Annotated in this window: 17 protein-coding genes and 4 tRNA genes; 7 read left to right on the top strand and 14 right to left on the bottom strand. The window is 65.9% G+C overall.

Annotated features, from left to right (window positions below):
- Positions 1 to 5: 5 nt before the first annotated feature.
- Positions 6 to 206, bottom strand: coding sequence for a hypothetical protein (locus ACFPJ4_RS10210; protein ID WP_386740298.1), 201 nt, complete (start codon positions 204 to 206; stop codon positions 6 to 8).
- Positions 203 to 1,291: an ABC transporter substrate-binding protein gene (locus ACFPJ4_RS10205; RefSeq protein ID WP_386740297.1), complete on the bottom strand. Its 1,089-nt coding sequence runs from the start codon at positions 1,289 to 1,291 to the stop codon at positions 203 to 205. The genes ACFPJ4_RS10210 and ACFPJ4_RS10205 overlap by 4 nt, the downstream gene beginning before the upstream one ends.
- A 160-nt stretch (positions 1,292 to 1,451) precedes the next feature.
- Here ACFPJ4_RS10205 and ACFPJ4_RS10200 point away from each other — a divergent pair, with 160 nt between their 5' ends.
- Entirely contained in the window at positions 1,452 to 2,006 is a 555-nt protein-coding gene (locus ACFPJ4_RS10200; protein WP_386740296.1) for a TetR/AcrR family transcriptional regulator, read from the top strand.
- Positions 2,007 to 2,059: 53 nt separating this feature from the next.
- On the opposite strand, the gene ACFPJ4_RS10195 is transcribed toward ACFPJ4_RS10200, so the two are convergent.
- Both ACFPJ4_RS10195 and ACFPJ4_RS10190 read right to left on the bottom strand, forming a co-directional pair.
- Positions 2,060 to 3,286, bottom strand: a complete 1,227-nt coding sequence (locus ACFPJ4_RS10195) for a HAMP domain-containing sensor histidine kinase (protein WP_386740295.1) — start codon at positions 3,284 to 3,286, stop codon at positions 2,060 to 2,062.
- Positions 3,287 to 3,294: 8 nt separating this feature from the next.
- A complete protein-coding gene (locus ACFPJ4_RS10190; RefSeq protein ID WP_386740294.1) occupies positions 3,295 to 3,960 on the bottom strand; it encodes a response regulator transcription factor in 666 nt (221 codons plus the stop codon).
- A 149-nt stretch (positions 3,961 to 4,109) separates the two neighbouring features.
- Between ACFPJ4_RS10190 and ACFPJ4_RS10185 the strand changes: the two genes are divergently transcribed.
- The 4 genes from ACFPJ4_RS10185 to ACFPJ4_RS10170 are packed head-to-tail and all read left to right on the top strand — an operon-like array spanning position 4,110 to position 7,610.
- The gene (locus ACFPJ4_RS10185; RefSeq protein WP_386740293.1) at positions 4,110 to 4,625 is read left to right on the top strand and encodes a hypothetical protein; all 516 of its coding nucleotides are present in this window, start codon (positions 4,110 to 4,112) and stop codon (positions 4,623 to 4,625) included.
- Between the two features lie 2 nt (positions 4,626 to 4,627).
- Entirely contained in the window at positions 4,628 to 5,728 is a 1,101-nt protein-coding gene (locus tag ACFPJ4_RS10180; protein WP_386740292.1) for an efflux RND transporter periplasmic adaptor subunit, read from the top strand.
- Complete coding sequence (locus ACFPJ4_RS10175) at positions 5,725 to 6,408, top strand: ABC transporter ATP-binding protein (RefSeq protein ID WP_386740291.1); 684 nt, start codon at positions 5,725 to 5,727, stop codon at positions 6,406 to 6,408. Before ACFPJ4_RS10180 ends, ACFPJ4_RS10175 begins: the two co-directional genes overlap by 4 nt.
- A complete protein-coding gene (locus tag ACFPJ4_RS10170) occupies positions 6,405 to 7,610 on the top strand; it encodes an ABC transporter permease (protein ID WP_386740290.1) in 1,206 nt (401 codons plus the stop codon). Before ACFPJ4_RS10175 ends, ACFPJ4_RS10170 begins: the two co-directional genes overlap by 4 nt.
- A 403-nt stretch (positions 7,611 to 8,013) precedes the next feature.
- Here ACFPJ4_RS10170 and ACFPJ4_RS10165 read toward each other — a convergent pair.
- The 7 genes from ACFPJ4_RS10165 to ACFPJ4_RS10135 form a co-directional block, all read right to left on the bottom strand.
- A tRNA-Met gene (locus tag ACFPJ4_RS10165) sits at positions 8,014 to 8,084 on the bottom strand.
- 401 nt (positions 8,085 to 8,485) lie between these two features.
- Positions 8,486 to 8,932: a DUF5104 domain-containing protein gene (locus ACFPJ4_RS10160; RefSeq protein WP_386740625.1), complete on the bottom strand. Its 447-nt coding sequence runs from the start codon at positions 8,930 to 8,932 to the stop codon at positions 8,486 to 8,488.
- 141 nt (positions 8,933 to 9,073) lie between these two features.
- Positions 9,074 to 15,385: an RHS repeat-associated core domain-containing protein gene (locus ACFPJ4_RS10155; protein ID WP_386740289.1), complete on the bottom strand. Its 6,312-nt coding sequence runs from the start codon at positions 15,383 to 15,385 to the stop codon at positions 9,074 to 9,076.
- Positions 15,382 to 18,471 carry a hypothetical protein gene (locus tag ACFPJ4_RS10150; RefSeq protein ID WP_386740288.1) on the bottom strand — a complete coding sequence of 1,030 codons (3,090 nt, stop codon included), beginning with the start codon at positions 18,469 to 18,471 and terminating at the stop codon, positions 15,382 to 15,384. The genes ACFPJ4_RS10155 and ACFPJ4_RS10150 overlap by 4 nt, the downstream gene beginning before the upstream one ends.
- A gap of 586 nt (positions 18,472 to 19,057) precedes the next feature.
- Positions 19,058 to 19,131, bottom strand: a tRNA-Met gene (locus ACFPJ4_RS10145).
- Positions 19,132 to 19,177: 46 nt separating this feature from the next.
- Positions 19,178 to 19,249, bottom strand: a tRNA-Thr gene (locus tag ACFPJ4_RS10140).
- 73 nt (positions 19,250 to 19,322) lie between these two features.
- A complete protein-coding gene (locus tag ACFPJ4_RS10135; RefSeq protein WP_386740287.1) occupies positions 19,323 to 21,164 on the bottom strand; it encodes a glycoside hydrolase family 13 protein in 1,842 nt (613 codons plus the stop codon).
- Positions 21,165 to 21,241: 77 nt separating this feature from the next.
- Between ACFPJ4_RS10135 and ACFPJ4_RS10130 the strand changes: the two genes are divergently transcribed.
- Positions 21,242 to 22,927 (top strand): glycoside hydrolase family 13 protein, encoded by a 1,686-nt coding sequence (locus ACFPJ4_RS10130; protein ID WP_386740286.1) that lies wholly within the window; start codon positions 21,242 to 21,244, stop codon positions 22,925 to 22,927.
- Between the two features lie 26 nt (positions 22,928 to 22,953).
- Here the strand turns inward: ACFPJ4_RS10130 and ACFPJ4_RS10125 are convergent, their stop codons facing one another.
- Positions 22,954 to 23,790: a M23 family metallopeptidase gene (locus tag ACFPJ4_RS10125; RefSeq protein WP_386740285.1), complete on the bottom strand. Its 837-nt coding sequence runs from the start codon at positions 23,788 to 23,790 to the stop codon at positions 22,954 to 22,956.
- 130 nt (positions 23,791 to 23,920) lie between these two features.
- Entirely contained in the window at positions 23,921 to 24,736 is an 816-nt protein-coding gene (locus ACFPJ4_RS10120) for an inositol monophosphatase family protein (protein ID WP_386740284.1), read from the bottom strand.
- A 168-nt stretch (positions 24,737 to 24,904) separates the two neighbouring features.
- On the opposite strand from ACFPJ4_RS10120, the gene ACFPJ4_RS10115 reads away from it, so the two are divergent.
- Positions 24,905 to 25,063: a DapH/DapD/GlmU-related protein gene (locus ACFPJ4_RS10115; protein ID WP_386740283.1), complete on the top strand. Its 159-nt coding sequence runs from the start codon at positions 24,905 to 24,907 to the stop codon at positions 25,061 to 25,063.
- A gap of 22 nt (positions 25,064 to 25,085) precedes the next feature.
- Here the strand turns inward: ACFPJ4_RS10115 and ACFPJ4_RS10110 are convergent.
- Positions 25,086 to 25,167 (bottom strand) — tRNA-Tyr (locus ACFPJ4_RS10110).

Here is a 25,167-nt window from a genome sequence, read left to right as displayed (position 1 = left end):
CCGACTCAGCCCACGACGGTCGCCGAAGCGAGGAGAGTGGGGTCGAGGTTGATCTTGAGGGCGGCCTTCCTCGCCTGGTTCGCCTGAATCCCGCCATCGGGCTTGGCGAACGGCGCGGACTCGCCGGCACCGGTGTTCTGCGAGTCGATGCCGACCGATGCAGCCGTCAGCTCGCGCACATCCGGGCCGGCGAGTCGCTGACTCACTTCTGATCCGTCACAGTCGACGAACTGCTCAGAGACGCCGGAATGCGGATCTTCAAGGCGGTGACCGTCGAGGAGTTGAAGACCACGTCGGTGCCCGCCGGCCGAGCGAACGGTGTCGTCGCGGCAGACTTGCCGAGCAGCACCCGCGCGGCAATCGCACCTGCCTCGGTTCCCAGGGTCGGGTAGCTCGGACCGATGCTGGCCAGGACACCTGGAGTGGTGGGCTCCCCCGCGGAGACGAAGAGCGGGGTGGAGGAGGCAAGCGCCGACGCTCCGATCGCATCCATTCCCGCATAGGCCGTCGCATCCGGACCGATCAAGAGAATGTCGGCTCGGCCGTTGAGGCTTCTGGAGGCAGCCGCGATGTCGGCCGGGCTCGAGATCGTGGCTTCGGCCAACGACAGACCCCGCGTCGTGAGGTTGTGCTTGAGCGCACTCGCCCAGACCTGGCTGTTCTGGTTGGAGGGGTCGTAGATGGTTCCTACCGTGTGGACCTTGGGAACGACTTTGACGACGACGTCCATCAGCTTCGCCGGGTCGACGTAGTCGATGCTCCCCGTCACGTTCGACCCGGGCGCGTCCAACGACTTGGCGACTCCGGCACCGACCGGGTCGCTCATCGCGACCGCGAAGATCGGGCGGTCCGTCACCGCTTGGGCCATGGCGACGACCGCGGGGGTCCCGAGTACGGCGAACCCGTCGTCCGTCGATGACGCGAAATCACGAACCAGACTGGCGACCAGGCTCTGGTCGCCATTCGCGTTCTGATACGAGAAGGTGACCTTGGCCGGAGCGAGACCGGCTTTCGCTGCCGCTTCGAACTTGTGGACGAGGTCATCAAGAACCGGAGCCTGTGCGATCGACAGCACACCGATCGTGTAGTGGCTCTTGTGCGCGGAGGATGAGGCGGCAGGGCTGCCCGTTGCGGCGCATGCTGCCAGCGTCGCGGCGGCTCCGGCTAGGGCGATGGCGGCGATTATGATCCGTCTAACAGGGGAGGATCGACGCGAAGCGTGGTGAATCATTGATGCTCTCCATTCGGGTTGAGATGAGAATTTCTTTTCATGTATGGGAAAGATATCCAAAGTAGTCTGGCGGATATCCCATTGAGACGAGAACGTGATCTCTTGTTAACGTGGGCGAAATAGTCAGGAACCAGGGAGCTGATGTCCAGTGGGCCAAGCAGGCGGGACTCGACCCCTCCGTGCGGACACGCAACGCACTCGTCGGCTGCTCCTGCAATCGATGGGGGACCTATTGGAGCGTCAAGGATTGGACTTCACGCTCCCGGATCTCGCGCGGGAGTCAGGAGTCGCGACTGCGACGGTCTACCGTCATTTCGACGATATGCACGAACTACGTGCCGAGTTCTACAACCAAATCGTCGATGACCTTCTTGACGCGTTTCGCGAGACGTCACGAGGGTTTCGTGGCATCGAACTATTCCGCCGCATCGGAGAGGCATGGCTGTCGACTTCCCGGCGATGGGTCAAAGCGGCAACGTTCATCCGAAGCGCCGAGGGTTTCCTCCAGCGCGTGAATGCCGGGGATCCGCTGTCCGCGGGCTTGCATGAGGTGCTTGCGCCCGTCATCCAGGACCTAATCGACGATGGTGTGATCCCGCCCCAGGATCTGCGCTATGCCGTCCTGATCTGGACGACCCTCTTCGATGAACGCATCATCGTGGACCTTCGGACCACTCTCGAGTGGAGCGAGGAGACGGTGGCTGGCCAGCTAGGCGAAACGGTGCTTGCGGCGCTTCGCGCGCCCAAACTTCCCAATACGGAGTCGACACCGTAGCTAGCCGAAGGTTGTCGAGGGCCCGAGACGTGGTCTCCGTGGAAGGGATCCGGCTACTTCGACGCTCCGATCGAAATCGGCATCGAGCCGGAGTTGATCGGCAGCCGAATGGCGACGGTCATTCCACCACCCTCGTTGGCGGAGAGTTCTAGCTCGCCGTGGTGAGCTCCGGCCACACTCGCGACGAGCGCGAGCCCGAGCCCGTGACCGCTGCGTTCGCGGGATCCCGAAGCCACCCGGCCGGCGCCGCGCACGAAGGGTTCGCGCAGCGAGTCGGCAACGGATGCGTCCACGTGGGGGCCGGTGTTCGAGATCCGGAATTCAGCCCAGCCGCTGGCTGACCGAACGGTGACGTCGACCGTGCCCGGCTGAACATTGTGTCGCACGGCGTTGTGGACGAGGTTGACCAGGGCTCTGTGCACGAGCACGGCATCACCGTAGAACTCGACCGGCTCGAGGTTGCTCGAGATCGTCAGGCCACGCTCGCTTATTTCCGCGGCGGCCTCCCCTATTGCGTCGAGTGCGGCACGGTCGAGGCGGATACGTTCATGCCCGATCTGACTCTGGCCGATGTCGGCGAGATCGAGCAGGGATTCGACCGTCTCGATGTTCCTGCGGTTGGTTTCCAACACCTGCTGCGAGACCCTGCGCAGTCCAGCCAGGTCGAGATCGGGGTCGGAGAGGGCGATGTCGAGCATGGCCTTCGTCGTGGCGAGCGGCGTGCGCAACTCGTGGGACGCATTGGCGGCGAATCGCTGATGGGCCTGGAAGGCGAGGTCGAGTTTGGCGAGCATGTCGTCGAAGGTCTCGGCCAGGTCGCGCATCTCGTCCTGGGGGCCGCCGAGGCGCAGGCGGTGGCCGAGTTCACCGGAGGCCGCGAGCTGGGCGGCCCGGTTGATGGTCTTTAGCGGGCGCAGCATCCGGCCGGCGATCACCCAGCCGATGAGGCCGCCCGCCGCGGTCAGCAGGAGCAAGACGATCACCGAGACGAGCAGCAGGGTATTCAGAATGTCCGCCGAGGTCTCCAGGTTCAGACTCATGGTGCCGCTGGCGCTCGGGCTGGTAACGCCGCTCGAACCAACCGAAGTCGGCGTGGCACCGGTGCTCCCCGCATCCGAACTGACGATCGCGTAGGTGGGCACGAACCGCATGAAGACGTACACCGCGCCGAGCATGAGGGCGCCCATGGTGGCCAGCAGGAGGGCATAGGTCAGCGTCAAACGGGCGCGGAAGCCGATCCGCCGCCGTGACGGTGCGAGGTCCAAGGCCATGCCGCCCATGCGGCTCGTCATCGGCCGGACCCGAACCGGTAGCCGACTCCCGGCACGGTCTGGATCACTCCGGGATCACCGAGCTTCTTCCGGAGGTTCGAGATCGTGACCCGGACCGTGTTCGTGAAGGGGTCGGCGTTCATGTCCCACCCCTTCTCCAAGAGGGTCTCGCTGCTCAGAACACCGCCGTTCGCGCGCATGAGCAAGTCGAGCACGACGAACTCCTTGCGGCTGATGCTGAGAAATCTGCCGTTGCGGTAGACCTCCCGGCGGAAGGGGTCGAGCGTGACGCCCTCGCTGTCGAGCACCGGTGGCCGGGTCGCAGTCGGCCTGCGTTCGAGGGCGCGCAACCGCGCGACAAGCTCGGGGAAGTCGAACGGCTTGCTGAGATAGTCGTCAGCCCCCAGCGCGAATCCGTCTACCTTGTCGTGCAGAGTGCGGGCGGCTGTCAGCATCAGCACACGGCACGTGGGCAGTTCAGCAGCGATCCACGCGCACACGGCGTCACCGTGAGTTCCGGGAATGTCTCGGTCCAGGATGACCACGTCGTAGTCGTTCACGGTCAGATACTCCAGGGCCATGTCGCCGTCGTGCACGAGGTCGGCAGCGATGGTTTCGCGTCGCAGAGCAGTCTGGATGGCTTCGGCGAGATACACCTCGTCTTCGACGACCAGCGCTCGCATCGGCGGCACTCCTTCTGACGCCCTGGGCGCATCTTCGTCCTGTCAGTGAACCATCACCGCCCTTGCGAAAACATAAAGGCTTCCTTGAACGCCGCCGTTATGGGCCGACCGGTCGACTGGGCTCACCAACCCACGAAAGGACATCCGTGATGTCGACCAGTTCGAATGTCAAGCGGAAGCTCTCGGTTCTGCTGATTGCTCCCGCCCTGCTTCTCGCGTTCACCGCCTGTGCCTCCTCGCCCGGCGGCTCGAGTCCCTCCGCCGGCGGCCCTTCTCCGCGCGCCACGTCCGCCTCGGACTGGCGGGTCGCCTTTGCCGGCTGCATGCGCGACCAGGGGATCGACATCCCCGACCCCGGCACGGGCGGCAATTCGGGAACGTCGATCGACTCGTCGAACCAGGATGCCCTGTTGGCGGCGGCCAAGAAGTGCCAGGCACAGCTCGGGCCGATGCCCGCCCTGAGCCAGGCGGAACAGGACGCGCAGAACGCCCAACTCCAGAAAGCCATGCTGGCGGCCGCGAAGTGCCTCCGCGACAACGGCGTGGACGTCGCAGATCCCAAGCCCGGCGAAACTCTCAAGGTTCCCGACACCGCCCCTCAGGACATCAGGCAGAAGTGCGGTGCCGATGGGGCGCAGGGTGCGACCACGTCTCTCGGCGGTTGATCGTGAGGCAACGCGCATCTCAGACCCACGGCGGGGCGAGCCGCGTCCGGCGCTGGACCGTCGGGGCGGCTGTCGCCGCCCTCCTCGTCACAGGTGGTGGACTGGCCGGCGCCTACGCGATCGGCTCGAGCACCGCCGCTCCCGCGCAGAAGAAGGTCGATGCCGCTACCGCGCGGATCGAACGGGGCACGCTCTCGGGCACCACGAAGGCGTCAGGGACTCTGGAGTACGCCGATGCCCACGACGTGAACGCGGGATTGGGTGGCGTGATAACGTCCCTGCCGGCCGCGGGTGCGCAGATCGGGCTGGGGCAACAGCTGTACGCCGTTGACAATGTCCCCGTCTACCTGTTCCACGGATCGCTCCCGGTCTGGCGGTCCTTTCAGCCCGGCATGGCTGACGGTCCCGACGTGAAACAGCTCGAGGACGACCTCGCGACGCTCGGCTACTTCTCCGGCAATGCCGACGGCACGTTCACGTGGGCGACGTCGAACGCGATCAAGAAGTGGCAACGGGCGACCGGTCAGGTGGTGACCGGGTCGATCGAACCTGGTCGCATCGTCTTCCAGCCCACCGATGTTCGCGTGTCCACCCTGGATGCGTCGGTCGGCTCCAACGCCGGCCCCGGCGTCCCCGTGCTGTCTCTCACCGGGCTCGACAAGCAGGTCAAGGTCAACGTCAGGCTCTCCGACCAGGCGCTGGCCAAAGTGGGCGGCAAGGTGTCTATCGACCTGCCCGACGGCTCGTCGACGGCGGGGGTGATCGCCTCCGTCGGGGTACCGACCGAGGTCGACGACGCGACCGGGCAAAAATCGGTCATGATCCCCGTCGTCGTCGCACTGGATGACCCCGCCGCCGCTGGAGACCTCCAGCAGGCGAGCGTCACCGTCGACTTTCCCTCTGAGACACGTGAGAACGTGCTCTCCGTCCCGATCGATGCGTTGCTCGCGATCTCCGCAAGCACCTTCGGCGTCGAGATCGTGAACGCGAACGGCACGACCCGACGCGTACCGGTGAAGACCGGCTTGTTCGCCGGCGGTCGCGTGGAGGTCTCCGGCGACGGGATCTCCGCGGGTCAGAACGTCGTGGTGCCGGCAGCATGAGCGACATCATCGTTCTGAGCGGTGTGGAGCGCAGCTACGGCCAGCCCCCGGTGCTCGCCCTTGCCGGGGTCGATCTCAGGGTCGAGACCGGCGAGTTCGTCGCGATCGTCGGCCCCAGCGGTTCCGGCAAGTCGACGCTGCTGAACCTGATCGGCACGCTCGACCGTCCCACGGCCGGCACAGCCCTCATCGACGGTTTGGATGTGCACGAACTCTCCGACGCCGCCCTTTCGGCTCTGCGTGCCCACAGGATCGGGTTCGTGTTCCAGCAGTTCCATCTCGCAGACGGGGTCACGGCCCTCGACAATGTCGCGAATGGGCTCCTCTACCAAGGCGTTCCCAGCCGGGAACGGCGAGAGCGGGCCGGTGCGGCCCTGGAACGCGTCGGCCTCGGCCACCGCCGGGATCACAAGCCCCACCAACTCTCCGGCGGCGAGCGACAGCGGGTCGCAATCGCCCGGGCAGTGGTCGGCGACCCGCCACTGCTCCTCGCCGATGAGCCGACCGGCAACCTCGACACGGCGTCGGGCGCCACGATCGTCGAACTGCTGCACCAACTGAACAGCCAGGGGACAACGGTGGTCGTGATCACCCACGACATCGAGATCGCCCAGCTGCTCCCGCGGCAGGTCCGGATCCGCGACGGCCGAATAGTGTCGGATTCGGCGGCAGTCGCATGAGCGCGCCCCGCGAACGGCGCGACCTCCGCTCGAAGCTGCTGGGTCGGGATGTGATCCGGCTGGGAACCACCGGACTGCGAACCCGTCCCGCCCGTGCCATCCTGTCGGCACTCGGCATCGCGATCGGTATCGCCGCGATGATCGCCGTCGTCGGCATCTCCACCTCGAGCCAGGCGCGGCTCAACGAGCAGCTGGCAACGCTGGGAACGAACCTGCTGACGGCGAAAGCTGCCGACGGCCTGCTGGGGCAGAAGACCCCACTGCCACCCGATACGATCGCGAGGGTCGGCCTGGTGGAAGGCGTCGAGAGCGTCAGCGGAACCGGCACTCTTACCGGGGAGAACATCTACCGCAGCAATCTGATCAGCCCCGATGCGAGCGGCGGCATCACGGTCAAGGCCGCCGATCTCGGGCTGCTCACGGTGACCGGCGCGAAAGTCAGAAGCGGCGCATGGCTGAACGCAGCGACCGCCCGATACCCCGCTGTCGTGCTCGGCTCGACGACCGCTGAACGACTCGGCGTCGTATCCCCAGGCAGCCAGGTCTGGCTCGGGGGCCAGTTCTTCACTGTCGTCGGCATCCTCGAGCCGGTGGCGCTCGCCCCCGAGCTCGACGAGTCAGCGCTGATCGGGATCCCGATCGCCGAGAGCGCGTTCGGCTTCAGCGGAAGCCCGACGATCGTCTACGAACGCTCGAGCGACGCCTCGGTGAAAGACGTGCGCGCACTGCTGCCTGCCACCATCAGCCCGCAGGCGCCGGACCAGGTGAGCGTCTCCCGACCATCGGATGCTCTGACAGCGAAGAACGCTGCCGACCAGGCCTTCACCGGCCTGCTGGTCGGCCTCGGCTCCGTCGCCCTGCTCGTCGGGGGGATCGGGGTGGCCAACACGATGATCATCTCGGTGCTCGAACGGCGTCGCGAGATCGGGCTACGACGAGCGCTCGGGGCGACCAGAGGCCACATCCGCTCGCAGTTCCTGGCAGAGGCGCTCCTCTTGTCCGCGCTGGGCGGGGTGCTCGGGGTGGTCCTCGGCGCCGCGGTGACGGCGACCTTCGCCGTCGCCAACGGCTGGCCGACCTCCCTGCCTCCTGGAGCATTGGTGATCGGGATCGGTGCCACTCTGCTCATCGGAGGAGCGGCGGGCCTATACCCCGCACTTCGAGCAGCACGTACACCACCGACCGCAGCGCTGAACGGCTGATGTGTAGTCCTCAAGTTCAGTTGGCTCCTGGACTTTGCCCGAGGTTCAAGACACCACCTTCGCGAGCAGACGGGACTGCTGACGGTTTCAGTTACTCGTTCTATTAGGCAGCGGGTACGGCTCGTGTGGTCATGATGGTGTCGTATTCGATCGGGGCCAAACGGCCCGAACTAGTACTCGGTCGGGCGAGGTCCACGAAGCTGATCGTCCACGAAGACGGACTCGCGCGCCTGGTCGCCGCGCTCCAGAAACCGTCAGGCAGCATGCGTTTGTGCGGAGTTTCTGCAGGCATCACGACGCCAAATGTCAACGTATGACAGGAATGTCACCCAGATGCCGATAACTCTGCCTGACCGAAATCAGTCCGACCAGCAACCAAAACCAGCCTCTGATCAGCATATTTTGGTAGCGAGGGCGGGACTCGAACCCGCGACACCACGATTATGAGCCGTGTGCTCGAACCGAAGCCCCGCGAAGGCGGCGACAATCCCGAAAATGCTGATGACTACGGTGACGTCGATAGCGAATGAGTGACCTCGATGACCAGTATGTGTGGGCAAAGTGTGGGCACGCGGCGGCGAGACCGACTCGCGAAGCGCTGAGATGCCTCACGCGACTCCGCCACGAACTGCTCCGTCGAGAACCTCTTCGCGTCGAGCGGTCTGAGCGACCGGGTTGCCCTGGGCGACGAGGCCAAGGGCACGAAGCCGAAAATCCCGCGGGTGAGCAGCAGGCATTACACGGACTCCTTCCGAGACGATCATCGCCTCACTCAACATGTCCGGGAAAGCGGGTCAGGCTACGCTCGCTCGGACTGAACTTCAGCCTCTACCACCTGCTGCCTCCTAAGACGTGACGTGCTGCGGTAGCCCGGCTTACTTCTGGGGAACGTAAACACCCGGGATTCCGGTAGCGGCGTGCTTTTCGATATCAAACTGACTGGCCCACGCCCAGAACGGCTTCGTTGCCCCGGACGCCGTGTACGGATCGGCGTCGTATGGCTCGACCCCCAACGCGTATATCCCGACTTCGTCCGGGTGGAAATCATTGACCGAGAAGTACGCGAAGTACAGCTCGTACGTCTTCCCGCTCGCAGACACTTTGTAGTGGCCAAAGAGCTCGGTGGCCTTTTTGAAGAAGACATTGTCTCCTGACTCCCCGTTGCCCTCCGACTTCCAGGTCACCGGGCCAGAAGGAAAGACGGACAGAAAGTAAGTCAACCCGCCATCCAAATCGGTGGCCTTCTCACGCGCACGGGGCGAAAACATCTTCTTCAACGCAGCCGCGTCATGATTCCTCACAGCATCCGCAATGTGCTGCATCTGCACGTCCGTCTTCTGGTACGACTCGTCGTGGATCGAGCCGGGATGCGACGGCAGAAGCGAACACGACGACAGCAACCCCGCACACATCAACGCCACCACAGCACCAAGAGCCCGTCTCGTCACCGCCCCCACCCCCTCCTAGTACTTTAATGTCGCCGTGTCAGTCGTTGGATTGGGCGTCCAAACGCCCGCAACGTCACGGCTCTTCATAAACGCGTCATACATCCCGGCATTCCGGAAGGTGACCGTGGCTGTGACGTGCAAGTTGTCGCCATTCATGTCCATCACTCCCGGGTGGAACGAAGCAACCCATGCTTGAGGCTTCGCTGGGGCAAAGGACGCAACCTCTGAACCATTGTCGCTCAAGGACTCCGTCATCCTCGGAAGATTCGGGTCGCTGGGATTAGCGTGCCAATGGCCGCCGGGGTCCGCCACCGGCGAGTCTTGATCGTATAACCCGATCTCGGCACCATCGCCCCAGAGACCGTATTCGCCCTTCCACACCCAGACCACATAGCTCTTACCCCCGTACTCGAAGATGTACTTGTGGTGGCGTGCACCGGGAATGACCGCATCCATAAAGACGTCGTCACCGTCGTCGTAGCCAAGGTGGAGTTGAGGTGCGTTCGCATCTGAGCGGAGGATACCGTCCGCGCCCAGGTTGAAGCCACCGGCATGCAACAAGTCCTTTCCGGGCTTTCCGGTATTCAAGAACCCTTGCGCAATAGGGTTGTTGCCGGGGGCTTTCGGCGCCTTCGGGATGTTGTTGGCGCCAGGTTGGTATCCGTTTTGCGGGTTGGTGCCGGCGCAGTTGCGGAGCATATTGAATGCGCCGGTTTCGCTGTTGTAGCAGTCGCCGGATGGGTCTGCCTTCGTGATCGGGTTGTTTGCAGCGTACGAGTATCCGTTGTTCTGCAGCGGATTCATTGGGGCGAGGACCGAGTCGACGCTCAGGAATCGTCCCAACGTCGAGTCGTAGACGCGCGCGCCGAGTTGGACCAGGTCAGTCTGTGCAGACTGCTCCTGGTTGAGGAACCCGTGCGGACTCGACCAGGGCACGGCGGTGCCGCGCGCGTTTCCGAACGGGTCCTGGTATCGGTGCGTGGCGTTCCCGGTGGACGGGTCGACTTCGGCGGTCGCCGTGTTCTGCGCGTCGGTGATCAACCATTGCAGGGTGCTCCCAGAGACTCCAGGGCTGGTGGCTCGCTCCGCGACCGACTGACCGTTCGCCGTGTAGGTGCGGACGGCACTGACCGCGGCCGTGCTGTTGGATCTGTGGAGCTCGGTACCACCGACGAACAGCGTGGACCCACTGTCGTCGGTTCTCAACAGGAGCTGACCGCTGGCATCGTAGATGTCATTTTCGGAATGGCCAGTGCTGGTGATGGAACTGACGCGTCCGTCCGCGTCGTAGGTGAGGGTGCCGGTGCCGCGTGTTGTGGTGTTACCGGCACTGTCGTAGCCGAAGGTGGTCGACCCGCCGGTGCTGGGCGAGACCGATTGGACGGCGTGAGGGTTGGCAGTGCCTGCGGCCGGATAGGTATAGCTGTAGCTCGTCGCTGTACCGCTGCCGCTAGTGGGCTCGTCGGTGGTGCTGGTTCGGTTGCCCGTCGCGGGGTCCAATGTGTATTGGGTCCAGTAGGGAGCGGGGCCACCGAGCGCACCGCTTGTGGGGCTGGTCGAGCAGTTGCCATTGGCCGGCGTCCAGGCTTCGGTAAGCTGGCCGAGGTGGTCGTTCGAGAAGCATTGGTTATCGGTCGCGGTCCCATCCGCGGTCGTCTTTTCGCTAGTAACGAGGCCGGCGTCGTTGTAGCCGTAGTGTCGGTCGCTGATCGTTGTCGGGGTCGATCCTGCGAAGGTTTGATCGAGAATTTCGGCGACGGCTCCGGTGGCGGGGTCGTAGGAGTAGTCCGTGTACTCGGGAGTTGATCCGCCGGTTCGTGCGTACTGCGAGATCTGCCCTATGGGCGTGTAGTCGATGGTGCTCAGGATGACGTTGGTGCCGGCCTCTCCGAGCAGTTGCCCGGTGGCGGAGTAGGAGTACTTGAGCTTCTCGATCGACAGGCCTCCCGCTGCGGGGTAGGTCGCTTGGGAGATCGACCCGTCTGCGGCATACAGGTAGGAGGTCTTGTAGGTTGTTGCGCCGAAGTTCGGTGCCGACGCCGGGAGGGTGACCGTGGTGCTAGTCGGGTTGTAGTTGGCGTCATAGCCGCCCTCGGTGGACGCGTAGGCGGCGCCTGGTGAGCCTGGGGTTGATCCAACGTAGGTCTTGGACTCGGTGAGTTGCCCGTTGGCCAGCGTGTCGAAGGTCCACGATGCGAGCAGGCTCCCGGAGGTCGTCCCAGCGTACTTGGCGGTCTGTCTGCCGAGAGCGTCGTAGGAGTAGGAGAGCTGCTGTCCGCGCCCGTCCGTGATGCTGAGGACTTCGCCGGCGTCGTCGTAGCTTGACGTGGTGGTTCCGGTGTCGGGGTCGACCGCTTGGACCTTGTGGCCAAGGACGTCGTACCCCCAGGTCCAGTGGTTTCCGGCTGGGTCGGTCATCGTGGTCATGTGCTTGGAGGCGTCGTACCCGTAGTTTGTTGTCTCCGTGGTCGCGGTCGACAGGGGGGTGTCGGCCAGGTATTGAACGAGCTTGGTGACGTTGCCGCTGCTGTCCGTGTACTGGGAGGTCGGGGTTCCGCCCTGGGGCGGGGTCGTGTCGACTCGGTCGGCTCCAAGGTAGGCCGTCGAGGTTCGGTGCTTCTCGGTTCCGAAGGAGTCCAGGATGGTCGCGGTCGAACGACCAGCGCCGTCATATAGGGTGCGGGTCTCGGAGGCGATCTGGGATTCCGATGTTGGAACGAAGAGAGCAGTCGACGGGTTAGCGGTCGCCCAGTAGGAGTTGTTGACTCTGGTGACGAGTCCGGCGGGGTCGTAGGCGGTGTCGGAGACGATGCTGCCTCCACCGGCGTCGGCGTTCGTCTGGGTTTGGACGGCTCGTCCGAGTCCATCGAACAGTTGGTAGCTGACGAGGTTGCTCGCCGGCCCGACCTTCGTTGTGACGATCGTGTTCGGCACCGTCGTGGACTCGTTGTAGCTGTAGGCGATGGACGGCGAGCTCGGGTTGCTGCCTTGCGGTCGGATCGGAATCCACACCTGAGTGCGTTGACCCAGAGCGTCGTAGTTGGCGGTCGTAACCTTGGCGTTTTCGTCGCTGTAGGAGGTCTCAACTCCCCAGGCCGGGTTGATCTGGGTGGTGGTGGTCCAGTTGAACGGTGCCGTGTTGGTCGTGACGGTCTTCGTCAGCGGACCGCTTCCTGCGGCCGCAGTGGCGGCCGGTGTGTAGGCGGTCGAACTCGTGTGTCCCAGGACATCGGTTGCCGTGAGCGCTCGACCGAAGGCGTCGTAGCTTTGCTGATGGTCGGTCGCCCAGTGCGCTGAGCTGGCTGTCGATCCGGTGTAGCTGTCCACCTCGGAGGAGCTGGTAGCGTCACCCGCGTTTGGCGCTGCGCCCCAGGCTGCGCCGTCGTAGGTGATCTTGCGGTCGCTGATCGCGTCGGCCGGGTAGACGGCGGTGCCGAGGTGAGCGCAGTCCTTGGCGACGCTCGTTTGCTGCTTGGGGTAGCCGATGAGCCACGCCGTGGTGTTCGGGGTCACGTAGCTGGTGGTCGAACAGGTGGATGCGCCATCGGAGTGCACTGTGCTGACTGTCAAGGGCAGTCCGTAACTCGAGTCGAATGTCGTGGCGACGTCCGTGGTGCGGCTGCCTCCGCCGGAAAGGGGTTGGGTGGTGAGCACGTCGCCGTCGGCGACGAGTTTCGCAACGTCGGTGCCGTTGGACGCGGTGATGGCAGATGACCAGGGAGTGGTTCGCGTTTCGGAGACGATTGCGCCGCCAACACCGTTGAGGGTTTTCGCATCGTAGGTGCGACCGGCGAGCCATCTCGAGTCCGCGACTCCGGGGTAGCCGGTCACTGAGATGCTCTTGGTGCCGCCGGAGATGGACGCGCGGTCGCCGTCGAGTCCCCGGAAGAATGTGTACGCGGTGGTCTGTTGCGTTGATGGGCTGCTGGGGTCGCCGGTGCGCACCTCGACGGTGTCGTAACCGGCGTAGGCGGACCAGGTGCGCTGGCTGTCCGGAGTGAACGGTGACGTGTCGTATCGCCACGCCGGGGTGCCGGTGTAGACGTAGTCGGTCTCCTGCGGAAGGTCGGCACCGCCTCCGGTTTTCGGGTCGGAGACGACCGAGGTGACCACGTATTTGTTGAAGAGGTCTTCTTGGGCGGGCTGAGGGTAGGTGGTGTCCGGTGTCCACCATTGCGGATAGCAGCGGTGAGTGTTGCTCTCCGGCGCTGACTCGATCGCCGAGGCGTTGCTTGTGGTGCAGTCAGGGGTCGCGTAGTTCACGGAGATGACCGCACCCGTCGACTCCCGGATGGCCGAGATTCGGTACTTGTCCAATGGGGCGAGGCCGTCGATGGCCCACACCCTGTTCTGCATAGTGACGCCGGAGAACACGGTTGCCGGTTCGGCGAGGGTGGCCGTCCCGGCGTGACCGGTGTGCACGACCTGTGTCAACCAGAGGGCAGCGTGGGTGGCATCGCCCGGGTCCGGGAAGGAATGACTGAGGTCCCAGGTGTCAGCAGCCTTGTAGTTGCCGGCCCCGTCGCTGTACTGGGTGGTGACGGTGTCGAGCATCGCCGTGGACCAGAAGGTCGGGCTGAGTTGGGTGGTGCAGGCGCCCGAGGTGCAGAGTTCATCGAATGGCACATCGGGGTAGCTGGATGCCTGGGCCGGCGCCGTTCCCGCCCCGAGGGGTTCCGTCGTGCAGCTTGCGTGGCTGCTGTCGCTGCAACGCCCAAACTGGTCGTAAGTGAAAGTCACCCGGTCGGTGGCATCGTTTGCTGTGTACACATCGCCACTTCGCAGACCGTAGTCGATGTGGTCCAGCTGGCCACCGCGGACATATCCGACCGCGGTGGAACCGTTCCGCTGATAGTTGTTGGTCTCCTTGGACCAGTAGAAGGCTTCTGCGTTCTGGTGCGGGTCCACCACGTAGTCGAGGTTCCAGCGCCATCCTTGATCGCAAGAAGATGCTGCGAACGTCGAGGCATGGCACGGTTCACCGGCGTCGTTGCCGAACACCGGTACCGTCCACGCCGAGTTCGTTGTCGCTTTGCCGGTGCTCCAACCTGGGAGCTGGTTCAAGCCGAAGTAGTACTGGGTGCCATCCAGGGTGGTGACCCGCCAGCAGTCGTCGTCCCAGGTCCCGTTAGACGCGCCGCAGCCCTGCGCTGCACCGACGAGGTGCTCGACTCGGCTGCCGTCGTCGTTCTGCAACTTCCAGGTGCCACTAGCGCTGTCGCGCACAAGCGGCGAGGAGTGACCGCCGAGCGAGAGGGTCGCGTTGTCGGTCTTCCAGCACAGGTCTCCGCTGCTCGCGACGGAACCGCTGGAACCGCTGTCCTGAGAACAGCCGATGTAGTGGGTTTCGATGTATCCGGCGCCGCCGAGGTCCCAACCTTCGCCGACCGCGGAGGTCTGGTTGTTAGTGGAGCCTGTCTCACCGTCGACCGCCTGCGAGTCGTAATTCAGGGCTACGTTGGGCTGCGGTCCGGCCGGTGCAGGAGGTACCCGGAGAGGGTAGGACCAGGAGAAGCCGCCGGTTTGCGCCGAGACATCCCAAGTGCTCGAGGGCTTGATCGGCGTTGCTGCGAAGGAACCGGTGCCGTCCGCACCCGTGGGTGTGGACATCGGAACAAGAAGCGTCGTCGCCTTCGCGAGCTGAGGTGTGACGATCGCGCTGTCACCTGACGCGGTGGCCGCGACCGGGGACAACTTGCCGCTCGAGAGCGCCTTCTTCGAAGGCTTCGCCGGCATCGTCAGCTGGACCCACCGCACCCGGGATGCATAGTCGGCCCCATAACTTGACGCCAGCAACGCGTCCGGAATCTTGAGCGCGACAGGTGCGGGGCTCGTGCCGCCATCGCGGGCGGTGATCGCGAACGCCACCCCGTTGATTCCGTACTTCTTGGCGTCGTCATGCCCGAGTAGCGTGACCGCGATGGCGCCAACGGAGGACTTCGAGTTCGCCTTCGCCGGTTTGGCTCGGGCCGCCTGCAGACCATGACTTCCGAACGTCGCCCATCCAGATGCGACCGATGCGCTCGCCCTGTTCTTCAGATCGTGGGTCGTCTGACGGGTGCTGCCGCTAGCTGGGAGTGCGACATCGTTCGACTCGCTCCCACCGAGGTTGTCCTGCGTCACCGCAATCGAGGTCGATGACTTCGGAGGCGTCGATTCGTTGAGAGCTGTGGCGCTGTGTCCGGTGACCTGTGTTCCGAGGTTCGGCTTCGGCGCGGCAGCTTCGGCTGGCTCGGCAACTCCCGCCAAGGTCGACGCGAGAAGGGCAATCGTTGCGGCCCCGGCGATCAGACCGGTTCGTGCCACGCGGCGCACGATGGTGCTCATTGGGGGGCATTCTCATTCTTCAAGTTGGCGAGCTGGAGACTGTCGGCGACACCCGGGAAGCTTGTGATGTCGTCGATGTAGCCGTTCCATTCCGTCGATTGGTCCGCGGCGCCAGCCCCCACCAGGAGGGTGTGGTTGGTCGGGCCGCCCATGGTGCTCTGGGACTGACGCGACGCCACGGTTGCGTTGCTGACCTGGCCGTTGACGACGAGTCGGAGTTGGCTGTTTACCGGATCCCAGATCACGCTGATGTAGGTCCAGGTGCTCGGTGTGACGTTGGGGCCGGTGATGCAGGGCGTGTATGCGGGCGGACCCCAATCAGGCCAGCACAGCTGCCACCTGCCGTCGGGCGCGACTCCAACGCCGAAGGTGTTGTCGTACCCGAGCGCCATGCTCGTGTAGGGCATCCCGCTCAGATCTTCGCCATTCGGGTTGAAGTCGACCCAGGCTGAGATGGTCCAGCCGTGCGTGGTGTCGTCGCTGCCCAGGGCAACGGTATCCAGCGCCGTTCCCTGTTCGAACGCGGGTTGGACGTATCCGAGCAAGCTGCCCCCGCTGCATAGGGTGTGAGTCTCCTGGACACCGACGCCGCAATAGTAGAGAGGTGAGGTCGCGTTCTGGCTTGCCGTGGAGGCGGTCCAGATCAAGCCGATTGGATGCGCGGCGTTGTTGGTGCCGTTGCAGTTCGCCGTGATGGCGCTGTAATGGAACGAGCCGAGGCAGTCGTACAGCGTGGTCATGCCGTCGGGCACAGTGGTGGATCCGTCTGTCGGGTAGGGCTTGATCTCGCCCAGGTTGACCGCCGGAGGACTCCAGTTCGTCGTCCAGTTCAACGTCGAGAATGTCGCTGATGCCCAGCCGGACGACGACGGGAAGTCGTATAGGGTGTCCGTTCCGCCGTGGAAGCTCAGCGTCTGAGCGTCGGCGAGTGGGCTGTCGCCGGGCATCGCTTCGATGTCGTCGGCGGGTACGGTCATGTTGCTCGTCGAGTGGCTTGAGTTGCGGTCGGGGATCGTTCCGGAGGTGAAGTCGTCGGCGTTCCAGAAGTCACCGCCGCTTGAGTTGGCGTATTGGACTGAGGTCGTATCGCCAGACGTTGCGACCTCGAGTCCTGTCGCCTCAGACGGGTCGGTGCTCGTTGCAAGGTTGGTCGAGACGTTGCCGGCTCCGTCGTAGGCGACAACCCAGAGGGTTGCGTGGGGCGCGTCGATGGGTGCGACCGTAATGGTTGCGCTGCCGGATGAGTCGGGGCAGGCAAACCATTCGGCGCCCTCCCGCTCCGGACAAAGCGGCTGACCGGTCGGGTCATGCATGGTGTTGCCGTCGTAATAGTCGTCTCGGGGACCAAACGTCACAGGTGGGATGGGGCTGGGGTTCACTGCGGCGGTGTTGGTCCACCAGTATCCGAACTGGGCGGCGGCCGTTCCCAGGGTGGAGGAGGTCAGTTTCACTGTGATGGGTTTGCCGACCGTTCCGGTGGCCGGGCTGATGGTGGTTCCGCCGCTGTTGACCTCGTGCACGGTCGGCAAGCTGGGGCCGCTGTTCTGGACCTCGAAGTAGCACCATCCGGAGTACCCCGACCAATCAGTGCCGTCGAACGCGTGTGCACGCCATGCGTACTTGCCGACGCCAAGGGCGTTCTGTGGGATCACGCCGCTGAACGCGCCAGCCGCATGTGTGCTTGAGGTGTAGGTGTGCAAGGTGCTGCCGAGATTTCCCGAGCCGTCAACTCCTGCAATGTCGAACGAAACAGAGATGTTGGTGCCGTCTGGGTCACTGGAGTTGGCAGCCATGGTCAGCGCCGAGGCGGCGTTGTTCACGAAGGCGGGGTTTCTCACGTCAGCGGCGCACGACCGGAACGGAGACGAGAACTGGGGGGTGTCCGGGGTGACTGGGGCCGAGTCGTAGGTGATCGTGAGCGACGCGGACTGAGCCCACTTCTTCCATCCGCTGACGGCGTTCTCGTTGTCAGCACGCAAGGCAAGGACCGTTGAAGAGGCGCCCGCGTTTGCAGCTGCAGCAGCGCCAGCGGTGGCGCCAAAACCCACAGCGCCGCAAGCGGTGGGAGTGGCCGTACCGATCATGGACGCGTACACATTCCCTGTCTGATTCCACGTTCCTCCCACGGGAGCCCCAGCGGTGGTCCACAGGTCAGCCTGACTGGGCGTATTGCAGTTAAACGCACCCGTGAGAGTCACGTCGAAATGCGCGTTGAGAACGTGCCGCCCTGCCACCCCGCTGGTGTCCATCGACCAGAACGCACGAGCCAAGTGATTCCGACCGTCGGGCGAATAGGCGGCGGTGATATAGCCCATGCGCTGCACGCCGGTCGCCTGGTTGCCGTTCAGGTAACTCTGGTTCGCGTAGGCCTGGTCCACATACCAATAGGCACCCAGCCCGCCGGTCCAATCCGGGTCGATGTACAGCGGGAACTGAACGGCGGGGGTCGAGGCGGCTGCGTCGACGGAGAGCGTGACCGCGTCTGCGGTGATGCTTTGCGGCAGCGGGCGTGGAGCGATCATGCCGGCGGGTCCCGACGCGTCAGATCCTTCGGACGAATCCCACCAGGTGGCTGAACCCGCGATGACACCCTTGGAGCCGTCGGCGCCGGCGCGTGCGTTTCCAAACGCGTCCGCTGAGACCGCCGATCCGGTCACCCCGAAATGTACGGACTTGAGCTTGGAGTTCTTCGCCGCGGCTGCCGTCTTGAGCACGAGGATCTCAGACATGCCGAGCGCGGTCGCCGTCAGCCTCAGATCCACGCCAGGGAGAACATCCGCGTACGTTGCCGTCGCGCCCGTGATCGACGGTTTGGGCAGGTCGCCGAAGGGTGATCCCTCCTGGACCCATTTCCCAGAGCCATCCCGAATCTGCGCGAGCGGACCCGCTCCGCCCGGCGAAAAACGAACTGCCTGTGCCGCAACCTTGGGAACGAGGTAGCCACCAACGGCTTCGAGCGCAAAATCGATCGGTGCCCACTTGCCAGCGACCTGTGCTCTGACGGGGACCGAGTTCGAAACGAACTGGATCGTGCCGTCCGGCTCCGCGGTGGTCTGAGTCGTCGCCGTTGTCAACTTGTCGATCACGACCGGGCGACCGGACGACGCTGCCAACGCACTCGCCGACCGTTCAACAGACTGCAGGGAAGTCGGACTTGCCAGCCTCGAAGGAGCCGTCTGCGCCGCGGCAACGGGCGATGCAGTCGCAACTAGGGATGCAACGGAAAGAACTGCCATGACCCCAAGGCCAACAGCTTTGCGCCACGTCGTGCCCTGCGGGCTCAACAATGCCATTCTGCAGTCCCCCTTCAGAGTCACAGCGACTACCAATCGCTCACCGAGGAAGCTTCAACAACTCCTCGACGAGGGAACACTAGAGCCGCCCAGAACCGAGAGGAAGTTAGTTCGGGGAAACAAATGACATACGGTCTACCCCAATACGGGTGTCAGACAAAGAGCCGACTAGCAGTCGACACATACGGCCCGCTATCGTGCTTTGCTCACTTTTGTAGACCGCCGGGTAGAGAGCGGATCGGAACGGCGGCAAGCGACTATGAGCAAGTGGCCCACAATCAATCACTGTGTCCAAGACGTGGCCACGCATCGCCTGCGTTCGATTGCATACCGGAAACGGCATGAACAAACATCGCCCGCATCAGGGCTTTTCTTGAAGTAGCGAGGGCGGGACTCGAACCCGCGACACCACGATTATGAGCCGTGTGCTCTAACCACCTGAGCTACCCCGCCGGGAAGTCGCTCGCCGTCGCAGTGGAAGTGCTCCGACGAGTGACCGAGCCCCGAGTCAGGATTGAACTGACGACCCCTTCCTTACCATGGAAGTGCTCTACCACTGAGCTATCGGGGCAATCCGCGGCTGGCCGCGGCACCGCAAAAGACTAGCATCCAGCTTCGGCCGCGCCGAACTCGTGACGGGGCGGCTACGACGCCCAGTGCGGCAGGGCCACGCCCGCCAGCTGCCAGGCGGCGAAGCGGGGGCCGTCGATCGCGACGCGACCGTCTTTCCACTCGACGTCGCCCTCGATCAGGGGGGCGGTATCCGGCAGCTCGTGGCCCAGGTCGACGGTCGTGATCGCGCGGGCGGCGACCACGAGCACGCACTCCTCGGAACTCTCTCGCACGAAGGCCACGGCGTCGTCGGAGGCGTGCAGCCAGCGGATTCCTCCGCCATTGAGAGCCGGATGCGCGCGCTTCAAGGCGATCAGCCGCCGGTAGAGCGCGATGGTGTCGGCCGACTCGTCGAGCCGGTCCCACGGGATCGGGGTTCGCGACTCCTCGCCGTCGGATGCCGTGAGCCCGAACTCGTCGCCCGCCCAGACGACGGGGATGCCCGGCATCGTCACCGCGAGCCCGAACGCCACGGGCACCGTCCCTGCCCGCGCCGAGGTGAGGAAGCGCGGGGTGTCGTGGGTGTCGAGCGCGTTCATGGTGTGCAGCCGGGTGCGCCACGGGAAGGCCGCCGCGAACTCGCGGTGCGCGGCGTGGAAGTCGATGCCGGTGTAGTCGCTCGTGCGCCCCAGGGTCATGCCGAGGCCGCCCGCCGCGGGGCTGCCGGGCACCGAGAGCCAGTTCCACAACGGCCGGGTGAAGTTGGCGTAGGTCATCGCGCCGTGCCAGGCGTCGCCCGGGAAGTCGGAGGCGGCGTCGTTGGTCGACTCGCCGATCAGCAGGGTGCCGTCGTTGACCTCGCGCATGGTGGCCCGGATGGTGCGGCGCACGTCCTCGTTGAGATCCTCGTCGCGCCAACGGCCCGTCATGTTGGCGACATCCACCCGCCAGCCGTCGAGGGAGTACGGCGGCTGCAGCCACTTCGCGACCACCGAGTCGACCCCGTCGATGAAGCGCCGGCGCAGCTCGTCGGCCTGCCAGTTGAACTTGGGCAGGCTCGAGAAGCCCAGCCACGAAACGTACTCGGTCTGTCCGTCATCGAGCCAGAGGTAGAAGGCGCTCTCGGGGGAGCCTGGGTTGCCGTACGACGCCCGGAACCATTCGTGCGCGTCGCCCGAGTGGTTCGTCGTGAGGTCGCCGATGACCCGGATGCCCTTCTCGTGCGCCGCCACCACCAGCGCCGCGAGCGCCGCGTCGCCGCCCAGCAGCGGGTCGACGTGATCGAACGACAGCGCGTTGTAGCGATGGTTCGACTCGGCGGGGAAGACCGGCGTCAGGTAGAGCAGGTTCACGCCGAGCTGCACCAGGTGGTCGAGATGCTCGATCACCCCCTGCAGGTCGCCGCCGTAGAACTGGGTTCCCGTCGACGGTCCGACATGGATGACGGGGTCGCTCCACTGCGCCGGCTCGGCCCAGGCCGGCAGCGGCCGGTCGGCGGCGGCCGCGGAGCGCGCGAAACGGTCGGGGAACACCTGGTACATCACGGCCTCGCGCCCCCACTCCGGCGGGGGGTCGTAGCTCACCAGGCGGAAGTCGTCGATGTCGCGGGTCTCGGTGTGCGAGAGGCCGGCCGAGGTGAGCCACCAGGTGGTGCCATCCTCGCGCTCCAGCAGAAAGCGGTACCCGTGCACGGGGTTCTCGACGAGGATCTGCGCCTCCCACCAGACCGCGACCGGGGTCTCGGCGACGACCACCGCGTCGCTGTAGCGGGGCTCGCGATCCGGGTTCGACCGGGTGCGCACGATCCGCATCCCGCCGAACGCCCGCGGAACCCGCACCCGCACCCGCACGGTGTCGCCGAGTCGCGGCGCCTCGCCCGAGACGTAGAGGGGCGAGCCGTCGTGATGCGGCAGATCGGCGAGGGCGCGCGGCATGCTGCGAGGGTAGCTGGCGGATGTTACCGACAGATGTTGCCGGGGCGCACCCGTGCCCGTGCCTTAGGGTCGATGCCATGGCGACCGAACCCGATTGGTGGCGCACGGCCGTCATCTACCAGATCTACCCGCGCTCCTTCGCCGACTCGAACGGCGACGGGATCGGCGACCTGCCGGGCATCACCTCACGGCTCGACGCGCTCGTCTCGCTCGGGGTCGATGCCGTCTGGCTCTCGCCGTTCTTCACCTCGCCGCAGAACGACGCCGGCTACGACGTCGCCGACTACACGGATGTCGACCCGTTGTTCGGCACCCTGGCCGACTTCGACCTCATGCTGGCCCGCGCCCACGAGCTCGGCCTCAAGGTGATCATCGACCTGGTCCCCAACCATTCCTCGAGCGCCCACCCCTGGTTCCAGGCCGCGCTCGCGGCCGGCCCCGACTCGCTCGAGCGCGCCCGCTACCTGTTCCGCGACGGGCTCGGCGCCGACGGCGACGTCCCCCCGAACAACTGGCAGTCGGTCTTCGGCGGACCGGCCTGGACCCGCGTGACCGAGGCCGCCGAGGCCGACGGCACGCATCGGCCGGCGGCGGCGCCCCAGAGGGCACAGTGGTACCTGCACCTGTTCGACACCTCGCAGCCGGACTTCGACTGGACCAACGACGAGGTCAAGGAGCTGTTCCGCGGCGTGCTGCGCTTCTGGCTCGACCGCGGGGTCGACGGCTTCCGGGTGGACGTCGCCCACGGCCTCGCGAAGAAGCCCGGCCTGCCCGACTACACCCCCCCGACCGATGCCGGCAGCATGGGCGGGACCCCGGAGGACGTGCCGTACTGGGCGCAGCCCGGCGTGCATCCCATCTACCGCAACTGGCACCGCGTGCTCGCCGAGTTCGGCCCCGACCGCATCCTGGCCGGGGAGGCCTGGGTCGAGCCGCTCTCGAAGCTCGCCGACTGGGTGCGGCCCGACGAGATGCACCAGACCTTCAACTTCACCTTCCTCGAGACGCCGTGGGAGGCCGCGCCGCTCAAGAAGGTGGTCGACGACTCCCTCGCCGCGTTCGGCGGAGTCGGGGCGCCGAGCACCTGGGTGCTCTCGAACCACGATGTGATCCGGCACGCGACCCGCCTCGGGCTCACCCCGCCACCGCCCCAGGGGCAGGGCATCGGGCCGGCATCCGAATCCCATCCCGACGAGGTCGTGGGCTTGCGACGAGCGCGCGCCTACACGGCGTTCATGCTCGCCCTCCCGGGCTCGGCCTACCTCTACCAGGGCGAGGAACTCGGCCTGCCCGAGGTCATCGACCTGCCCGACGCCGCCCGGCAGGATCCGACCTTCTTCCGCACCGGCGGCGACAGCTACGGCCGAGACGGATGCCGCGTGCCGATCCCCTGGGAGGCCGCCGCCCCCGCGGCCGGCTTCGGCCCGGCCGCGCCCGACGGAACCGCCGCGAGCTGGCTGCCCCAGCCCGCCGGGTGGGGCGACTACGCGCGCGACGCGCAGCAGGGCATCCCCGAGTCCCCGCTCGAGTTCTACCGTTCCGCCCTCGCCCTGCGACGAGAGCACCGTCTCGCCGCCAACGAGCTGGTCTGGCTGCCGTCGCCGACGTCCGAGGTCCTGGTCTTCCGCTCAGGGGCCATCACCGTGGTGGCGAACACCGGCTCGGCACCCGTCGCGCTGCCCGACGGACAGCTCGCCCTGGCGAGCGGCCCGATCGGACCCGGGCGGCTGCCGGGAGACACGACGGTCTGGCTGCTGGGCTAGTTCACGCCCGGCTGGTTCACGCGGGACTAGTTCACGTTCGCTTCGAGCCACGGGATGGGGTCGATGGTGGTCTCGTCGACCGCGATCTCGAAGTGCAGGTGCGGCCCCGTCGCCTCGCCCGTCATGCCGACCAGACCGAGGAAGTCGCCGACCTTGACGGTCTGCCCGAGCACGATCGGACTCGAACCGCGCGTCATGTGCGCGTAGGTCGAGGTCACGGTGTGATCGCCGATCTTGTGCGTGATGACGATGTAGTTGCCGTACTCCGAGGTGCCGTCGTCGCGGGCGGTGACCACGCCATCCGCGATCGCGAAGATCGCCGCCCCCTCACCCGGGGTGAAGTCCACGCCCTTGTGGAAGGTCGAGCAGCCGGCGCAGGGAGCGATGCGCGGCCCGTACGGCGAGCTGATCTTCACCTGATACGGGAAGGGCCAGCGGATGCTGCCGGCGCCGCCCGTGTACCGGTAGCTCGCGCTCTGGTTGTACTTCTGAGCGAGCACCTGCGCCCACGACATCACGGTGAACCCGTCGCGCTCGCCGGCCGCGACGGGCGCATCTCTCGGCACGGCGACCGCCTGCGACGACGCCTCGGAGCTGACGGCCGCCGACGTCTTGCCCGTCGCACCGCCCGCGGGGAAGAACGCGTTTGCCGGCACGGACATGCCCACCGCCAACGCACCGGCGAAGACCATGGCGGCGAACGACAGCAGGCGACGGCCGATCGAGTGCGTGCTCGTGGCGCGGGGCGCGCGTGCTGCGCGGGGTGCGCGTGCGGCGCGGGGCGCCCGTCTCGAGCGCGTCGCGAGCTGCGCGCGTTCGCGTTCCCGGAGCTCGCGGCGCGTGGCCGGAGGCAACTCGGTCATGGCGCGGCTCCTCGGTGATCCGGTCGGATCGGTGCTCGGGCGAATCCTTCGATGGTAACGAAACGGCTACGGAAGGACCAACGCCCGAAACGGGGGCCTCGGCCGCGTCGGCTCGCGAGCGCGTGTCAGCTCAGATCGGGTAGTCGGCCGCCCCGAGCTCGACGAGCAGCTCCTCGAGACGCGCGGCCAGCTCGGGAGCGGCGGCGAGGATGAAGTCCCGGCTCGGTGCGGCATCCCCGAGGCCCTTGACGACCGCACCCGCCTCGCGCGCGATGAGCGCGCCCGCGGCGTGATCCCACGGGCTGAGGGTGCGCTCGAAGTAGGCGTTCGACCGCCCGCACGCGACGAAGCCGAGGTCGAGCGACGCGGTTCCCTGGCGGCGGATGTCGCGCACCAGCGGCAGCAGACGGGTGACGACCTCGCCCTGCCGCTCGCGCGTCTCGGCCGCGTAGGCGAAGCCCGTCGAGATCAGCGCGAGTTCGAGCGGCACGGAATCGGCCACCCGGATCGCCTGGTCGCCCAGGAAGGCGCCGCCGCCCGCCGTCGCCGTGAACAGCTCGCCGATCGCGGGGTTGAGCACGGCGGCGGCGACCGCGTTCCAGGTGAGCGGGTCGGGGTCGCCCTCGACGACCGCGATGCTGATGCCGTAGTGCGGGATGCCGTACAGGTAGTTGACGGTGCCGTCGATCGGGTCGACGACCCAGGTCAGGCCGCTCGTGCCCGCAGCCGAGCCGCCCTCCTCACCGAGGATCGCGTCGTCGGGCCGCGCCGCCAGGATGCGCTCGCGGATCAGACGCTCGACCTCACGGTCGGCCTCGGTGACGACGTCGACGATCGTCGACTTGGTCGCCGCGACCTCGACTCCCTCACGGCGACGCAGCGCGGCGAGCTCGCCGGCCTCAAGGGCGATGGCTCGGGCGAGGTCGAGCAGTTCGGTGGAGGGCACGGCGTCTAGCCAACCACGCTTCGGCCAGGGCGTGTCTCGCGGCGGGTCGGGCCGGTGGGGAGAGGATCGTGAGATGTCCGGCGGTCGGCTCATGCTCATCCACGGTCCCGAGTTCCAGGCCATGGCCGGCAGGGTGCTCCGCGTCAGCTACGCCGGCATCCCATCGACGTGGCCGAGAACGTCTGGATCGGCGCGGGCGTCACGATCCTGCCTGGCGTCACCATCGGGCGTGACGCGGTGATCGCCGCGGGAGCGATCGTGGCGGACGACGTTCCGGCCGCCAGCCTGGTCACCGGGCCGAAGGCCACCGTGCGCCGGCAGTGGTGACCGGGTCGTCGTTGTCGCGAAGTGGCGAGTGAGGGATTCGAACCCCCGAAGTCTAAGACGGCTGATTTACAGTCAGATCCCTTTGGCCACTTGGGTAACTCGCC

The sequence above is a fragment of the Lysinimonas soli genome, from assembly GCF_042655435.1.
GTDB lineage: Bacteria > Actinomycetota > Actinomycetes > Actinomycetales > Microbacteriaceae > Lysinimonas > Lysinimonas soli.
Note: the sequence above shows the minus strand (reverse complement) of the source record. Positions and strands in the feature narration are given on the sequence as shown.